Source organism: Vibrio sp. WZ-1, assembly GCF_052037695.1.
Taxonomy (GTDB): Bacteria; Pseudomonadota; Gammaproteobacteria; order Enterobacterales; family Vibrionaceae; genus Vibrio.
In genome coordinates, this window is sequence record NZ_JBQEQR010000029.1 from 1 (window position 1) to 6,947 (window position 6,947).

General features: G+C 43.9%; 9 protein-coding genes. All 9 read left to right on the forward strand.

All coding sequences use genetic code 11. The features are described from left to right. On the forward strand, positions 1–168 hold a 168-nt coding region (locus ACTS60_RS00535; protein ID WP_440886765.1), incomplete at its 5' end, for a DUF5062 family protein. 366 nt (positions 169–534) lie between these two features. Further along, entirely contained in the window at positions 535–1,377 is an 843-nt protein-coding gene (locus ACTS60_RS00540) for a LysR family transcriptional regulator (RefSeq protein ID WP_440886758.1), read from the forward strand. Positions 1,378–1,480: 103 nt separating this feature from the next. Continuing rightward, positions 1,481–2,200, forward strand: coding sequence for a hypothetical protein (locus ACTS60_RS00545; RefSeq protein ID WP_440886759.1), 720 nt, complete (start codon positions 1,481–1,483; stop codon positions 2,198–2,200). Positions 2,201–2,256: 56 nt separating this feature from the next. Continuing rightward, positions 2,257–2,694, forward strand: coding sequence for a glycine zipper family protein (locus ACTS60_RS00550; protein WP_440886760.1), 438 nt, complete (start codon positions 2,257–2,259; stop codon positions 2,692–2,694). Between the two features lie 361 nt (positions 2,695–3,055). Then, positions 3,056–3,436 (forward strand): hypothetical protein, encoded by a 381-nt coding sequence (locus ACTS60_RS00555; protein ID WP_440886761.1) that lies wholly within the window; start codon positions 3,056–3,058, stop codon positions 3,434–3,436. Further along, positions 3,433–3,879: a hypothetical protein gene (locus ACTS60_RS00560; RefSeq protein ID WP_440886762.1), complete on the forward strand. Its 447-nt coding sequence runs from the start codon at positions 3,433–3,435 to the stop codon at positions 3,877–3,879. Before ACTS60_RS00555 ends, ACTS60_RS00560 begins: the two co-directional genes overlap by 4 nt. A 303-nt stretch (positions 3,880–4,182) precedes the next feature. Next, a complete protein-coding gene (gntH, locus tag ACTS60_RS00565; RefSeq protein ID WP_440886763.1) occupies positions 4,183–5,799 on the forward strand; it encodes a guanitoxin biosynthesis MBL fold metallo-hydrolase GntH in 1,617 nt (538 codons plus the stop codon). Between the two features lie 56 nt (positions 5,800–5,855). Next, positions 5,856–6,599, forward strand: coding sequence for a hypothetical protein (locus ACTS60_RS00570; RefSeq protein ID WP_440886764.1), 744 nt, complete (start codon positions 5,856–5,858; stop codon positions 6,597–6,599). Positions 6,600–6,806: 207 nt separating this feature from the next. Further along, positions 6,807–6,947: DUF5062 family protein (locus ACTS60_RS00575; RefSeq protein WP_440886766.1), on the forward strand; the 141-nt coding region annotated here is incomplete at its 3' end.

Below are 6,947 nucleotides of genomic sequence, written 5' to 3' on the forward strand. Positions count from 1 at the left end.
CTTCCTCAGTCACCACAACCTTTAAGAGTAAAAGCGATTTACCTATTCTTGGTCGATGCTAAACAGATCACGCCACTACCTGACAGCAAGCTAGACGGCGCAAATATCAAACACCGATTGGCACTTTGGATTCACAGTGCGCTGCCAGATAATGACCCTCTAAAATAAGAATTATCATGAAGTTATAAGGCGAGCCAATTGGTTCGCCTTTTCGTTTTTGGTGTTAGTAGCCGTTGGGGTTGTCGATAACATAGACTCGGTCACGATGTACGTCGTAAAGAGGTTAAATATGAGATGCATATTGCATTTTTGTGTTCCGAGCCCCAATCACAGTCATTCTTAGCTTAAACAGTACATTGAAACTATTATATTCTCACTGAACATATTTGATGTGCGTACGCTAGTAGTGTTAACGATTAATAGAAACGACGAATCGTTTATTGGTTCACGACTAGAATAAGTTGTACGTAAGAAGGCAAGTAAAAACTTACTACTGCACACTTTAGTTTTTTGGAGTAACAAAGGGGCAATTACTTGGATCTTAATTTATTCACCACGTTTCTAGCCGTTTATAAGCATCGCTCAATTACAGTCGCTTCTGAGGAGCTTGACCTTACTCAACCCGCGGTGAGCTCAGCAATCAAACGACTCGAGGCCGTTGTTGGAAAAACTCTGTTCGTCCGAGAAGGTCGTGGGATAGCGCCAACAGGAGCTGCAGTGTCTCTAGCGCATCGAGTTGAAGACCCTATTAGTGTCATAAATAATGTTGTAGAAAGTGATGATGTGCTCAATGTTTATTGCACAGAAAGTATGATCCATTTTCTGGCAAACATAGAAGGTGTGAATTTTATTGAGGCACCGTTAGATGAAGAGCTGCTATTTGATGCCTTGACGGCGCAAAAAGTGGATTTGGTGATCGATGTGATTTCCAATAAACGTCATTCATTAATCGAAGAGGAACTGTTTGACGATGAAGCAGTATGCTTGACTCGAAAAGCCCACCCACGCATTACCGACTCTTTGAGCTATGAACAATACTTCGATGAAAAGCACATTGCGTTAAAGGTGAGGCGTTCAGAGATGAACACTATAGACTTCCTATCGGACAAGCCTATACAGCCAAGGAAAATCAGTATCGAGACCAGCTCTATTTCTTCGATGCTTATGTTGGCAAGCACTACTGATTATATTGCCTCATCTACACGCTCATTAGCGGAGTTGTTGGCACAAAAGCTTAGCCTCAACATTCACAATATTCCACTAGAATTGCAATCGATTAAGTTTCGTATGCTCTATCACCGTCGTTATGCCAATGATAGCCAACACATGAAAATCAGAAACGCCATTAAAGCCGCATTACCTAAGAGTAAAACATAAATACGATTAATTTCTCATCTAAAGTTTGCTTTGTTTATTCCAATCCTCCATCACTAAATAATCTCCAGTACTTGTTAACAGCTAAACAATACTGGAGAAAATTATGAAACTGTTTCGTCTTCTTCCACTATCTCTTTTGTGTATGAGCAGTGCTGCGTTTGCCACATCAACTCAAGTCTATCTAGAGCAAAATATTGCATCTAATGCCGCCGACGAAGGTACTTATGTCACAGAAGCGGGGGCACTCATTGATACGTCTGAGAATGGTCAAGTTTATATTGGCTTCGACGATCAAGGTTGGCTAGCTGCTGGTTATGGGCACTATTTTTCACTCTCAGATGACTGGGGATTGAATCTATACGGAGAGTTAGGTAAATGGGAGACCGGAGAAGAGATGCTGCTCGAAGCTATTGTCGATTTTCAGGTGACAGAAAACCTCAATCTATTCACTGGTTATGGTTACAATCGTTCAGGCCAAACCTTAGAGAATCTGAGTGATACAGCGATTAATACCAATCAACTAGTCGCTGGTTTTGGGTTGGATATGGGAAACTGGGAACTGGGTTATACATATACACATGAGAATCGAGATGGATCCAATGGCGGGTTTACGCATGTCGGTGGCGACTTCTACTTTAGCCAAGATTCATACCGCACCAATGAGCATGAAGTGATTCTCTCTACGTCAATTGACCAATGGACACCGTATGTTAAATACACATATTTCAATACTAATGAAGGTGAACTCTCAACATCAAGCGCGCTAAACAATATTGTTGAGAACGACAGTATTTGGACACTTGGTGTGTCTTACGACTTTTAACCCGAACGAGTCTTAAATGGCAGAAGGAGTTGCCGGTTTCCTAAGAGGCCAATACGATGAAAAATCACCCCCTACACCAGAAAATCATTAATGTCGCTGCTGCCATTAGCGTTGCTATGTTTTCAGCAGTTCCCACTTATGTTTCAGCTCACACTTTAGTGTTTGATGAGTCTCGCTACGATCCCCACTTGTTTCAGCAAGATCACGCCCAGTGCCTTAGCTTACTCGATAATGTTGGTCACCATGAAGCAAGTGGTGCGGTGGAGCAAGGCGTGAAAAGAGGGGTACGTGGCGCAGCCGCAGGGGCGATTGCGGGGAGTATTTCTGGAAACTCAGGAAGCAGCGCAGCCAAAACCGGTGCAGCAGTGGGGACCACCATCGGAGTCTTGTCGGGAGCAGGTTCTCAGAACGCAGCGAAGCATGCAAACCAACAAGAGCGCGATAGCTTGATGCGCAATTGTATGAGTGGCCGTGGCTATGATTCTCTAAATTAATCACGGGGAAGAAAAGTCATTTTTTGGGATACACATTGAACATGAAATGCATAAATTCAATTTATGTTTTATCCCAAGTCAACTATCTCCATTTCTCCACCGAGCACACGCATAATCGACCTATAAACCAAGCACGGGAAGAGTCTCAGACTTTTCAGCTTATCAACCAACCCACACGGATGTGATTTCCTGAATCGAAACATAGGATCTCACATATGAACAGTACACGCATCGTTTCAATCATGGCACTTATATCACTCGCATTGGCAGCCATCACCAGCCTTTGACGGCAGACCTTTAAACACCAAACGTCAGATGGTTACATCTGGCTTACCAGATTACGAATTGTAGGAAATTCCAAATGAAGAACTCAGTTTTCGCTGCATTAATTGGTATCAGCACTTTAGGCACTATGTCAGTTAAAGCAGCCCAACATGATCACGACACGCTATTTAGTCAGGATAATGCCATCATGGCTGCCGCGGCAGTCGAAACGGTGAACCAATATTGCGTCGAGTACGGCACCATGACACAAACTTATGTGGACAAACAATCTGCCGCTATGCGTGAAACCATTGAGGGTTTGTCCGCTGACGTTCTTGGTCAAGAGTTTCAATTCAGCGAGCAACACGACATGTACCAAGAAGGAATCACGATGGGTAAGCAGTTGATTGATGAAGCGGAACACAAAGGTCACGTAAAGCAGATGTGTACACAACCAAACCAGGAGACATCACTATGAAAAAAATAATCGCAGCATCAACAACCCTGTTCTCTGGCTTGGTACTGGCATGTGGAGCACACGTTCACAACACCTTGCCACACTATGAAAACTACACAGAGTCGCTAGTGGCAATGTCGGTCTGTAAAGTAAACGACCATATCAGCGAAGAACAATCGGCGATGTGGTTTAAAAAGCTCTCATGGGTTGCCAATGGCACCGATGACGAACTGTTTGAACACTACACGCACTTTGCTGCTGAGCACGTTAATAGCATCGCTCAAGACGATAAAATGCGTCCAAAGTGGGATGAAAATTACTGCAAAGATCAATTCTATGACGTAATGGAAATGGATCAAGTGGTACTGGAAGATCTGTATGACGAACAAGAACTAGCAGACAGAGAATTCAACCGTCAAATTAAGCTAACAGGGCAAGACAAACCCACTAACGAAAGTAGTTAAATATCTACCTCACCGAGTCCTACAATGGCAAAGGGATTTGCTGTCTTTCTCGGTCAATTTGGCTTACATTCTAAGGACCAAAGCTCATCAAAATTGATGAGCTTTTTTATTTTTCACTTTAGGAAAAGCAAGCAAACGAAATATTAATTTAATTTATGTTTCATCTAAAGTTTCCTCTATCCATTCTCTGTTCACGCTATTCGATAATAGCTTCATCAACAGGGCAGGGGTGAATTAAGAAGTTCATGGCCTATAACCGTAACACACGGAAGTGATTTCCTTTAACCATGTAGGAACTCACGCATGAAAAATTGTAGAACTCTCACCACTCTCGCTGGTGCTATTTTGATCTCCACTAGCGCGTTCGCAAACAACCCATTCGAACATTATCAATCTGAAAACTCAGCAAGTTTCAGTGGCTATAAACATTTCAACTACAAGCAAAATGTCAGCACTGAAGATCTGATGAAACAAGGTGGCAAAATCTACTCTTCACCAGAAGAAATCCATGCCATCTTACAAGGCGGCCTAAAAACTGACATCCAAACTGGCGAAGAGCTTTGGAAAGAAGGGTTAATGTTCGACGGCATTGAGCCAATGGACCACATGGTCACCGCAGCTAACTGGTTCCCTAGAACAGAAGAGCTCCAGCACGACGAAATGAGAGTTACTTTCATGGGGACTTCTCCAATGATACGCCCAGGGCAAGCTAATACTTCAATTTATGTCGAGCTAGGAAATGGCGACAATTTTGTGTTTGACCTGGGGGAAGCGTCTATTGCCAACTACATCGGAGCTGGAGTGGCACTAAATGAGCTAGATAAAGTCTTTATCACTCACCTTCACGTTGACCATTTTGGTTCGCTGCCATACCTGTATCAGTTCGGCGGTTGGAACGGTCGCTGGGAAAAGCCCCTAACCATTTACGGTCCATCAGGTCGTAACCCTGAAGATGGTACTCGTCATATGGTCGAAGGCATGCTCCAGATGCTCTCTTGGCACCAAGATGCGTTTGATGTGTTCCCATCAGGTAATGATATCGAAGTCGTCGAGTTTGATTTTAAAGATGATGGCGGAGTGATTTACGACGTTGATGGCGTTCAAGTGTCTCACTGGAGACGTTCACATGCCAAAGATGGTGCATCTGCGTACCGCCTTGATTGGAAAATCAATGACGATGAAAACTTGTGTTTTATTTGGACTGGTGACGGCCGACCAACAGAGCTAGACATCAAATACGGCAGCGGCTGTGACCTATTTGTGACAGAAGTACAAACTGAATTGGTAGGTTTGGCATCCATTGTTCAAGGTGTGCCAGCCTTCTTAACACGTTACACGATCGACACTCACCATACCTCTGGCTATGCCGCTGGTTGGTTAGCAAATCAAGTGCAACCTCGACTGTTTATGACAACGCATATGGAATTTGACCCTTACTACAACAACGAAACCGTTGCTCAGGTTCGAGAGCACTGGAAAGGACCTTATCACTTTGGTGCGCCAGATATGATTGTGGCAAACGTGACACCAGACAAAGCATGGGTTCGTGAAGGCATTATCCCTGACTTCCCGAACAACCGCGCACCTCAGTTCAACTTAAATGATGGTGAAGTATTCCGCGTACCAATGCCTAAGAACTCTCGTGCTGATATTCAGGAACAAGAAATCCGTGACCTAGAGATTGATGAGTCATTGTACTACCCAGAAGGCTACCACCCTCAGCTACTAAAAGAGTGGCCGCTTGACCGAGACTTGATTGTTCCAACAGAAGCGCTTCCTGAAAGTATGAAACAAGGCATGGGGGAAAAGCAAAGAATGGTAGATAAGATGCGTGAAGCACATGGCTTAGAGCCTCGCTCTGTACACCGCAAACATTCAGCTGACCCTTACCGTGATACCCGCGAAGGTAACACTAAATAGAAACTCAATCGGGGCACTAGACGGTGCCCCAACTTAACGGATAGTAGGAACGACATATGACACGTTTTAACCTTCGCCTTTCACTGCTTTCGATGGCTCTATTTACTCCTTTTGCCTTTGCACACGGCAATGTGGATATCTCTAATGGCTCCCAAATAGATGTGTACGTCGCCAATGAAGAACATTATGGCCACGGTGACACTAATAAAGCCTACGGTGTAGAAGCCGTTTGGATGGATGAAAGTGGTTACTTCATTTATGCCGAAGGCGAAACTGGTGCCCACGATTTCTATCAGTTGGGTGCAGGTAAATACTTCAAACCTAGTGACAATCTCGGACTGTTTGCATACGGTGCCTATGCTCAGGGGGGCTATGCCGATGGCAATGAGCTGCGAGCTCGTCTTGGGGTAGATTACCAAGCCACGCATGAATTCGGTTTGCATGGCAGAATCGGTTATGACTACGGAAATAGTAAGATGTCTGTAAGCCATGATGACCACGACCACAGCTATCACAGTTCTGAACATGAACCCAAGAGAAGCCACCTTGGCCGAATGGACGTAGGTTTCAGCTACGAGATAGGCCACGTCGCTGAATTCTCATATAACTATGTTGTCCAAAAGCAATTCGAGTCAGCACTTGTTGAAGACAATGACACAAACCTTCACTACGAAGCGCGATTAACTTATACCGACTCAGTATTAAGACCTTACGTAGAGTATCGCCAAACTAACAAGGTGTTCGACGAGCATCACTTTGAAGAAAGTGCCGTACAACTAGGGGTTTCATTTAGTTACTAAGTACGTCAGGTTAAAGTTAATGACTTGATATTTGTAGAGCAACTACCAAACAGGATAAAAACAACCATGACTGCTCACATGATTATAAGCCAAAGAGCCCTAAATTAAGGAGCAATTGGTAGGGTAGAAATCAACTGCTCAATGCAAAAGATGGCCAGTGAAGTTCTTACTGTAATCTGCTACTGGGTAATGTGGTGTAGTGTTTCAATGTCAAAAAGCTCCAAGCTTCATAATGAAGATAAACTGGTTAAGAAGGCACTAGAGATTGGCGGGAAGATGGCGAAGTTGCAAGGCTTTGATCTTCCTCAGTCACCACAACCTTTAAGAGTAAAAGCGATTTACCTATTC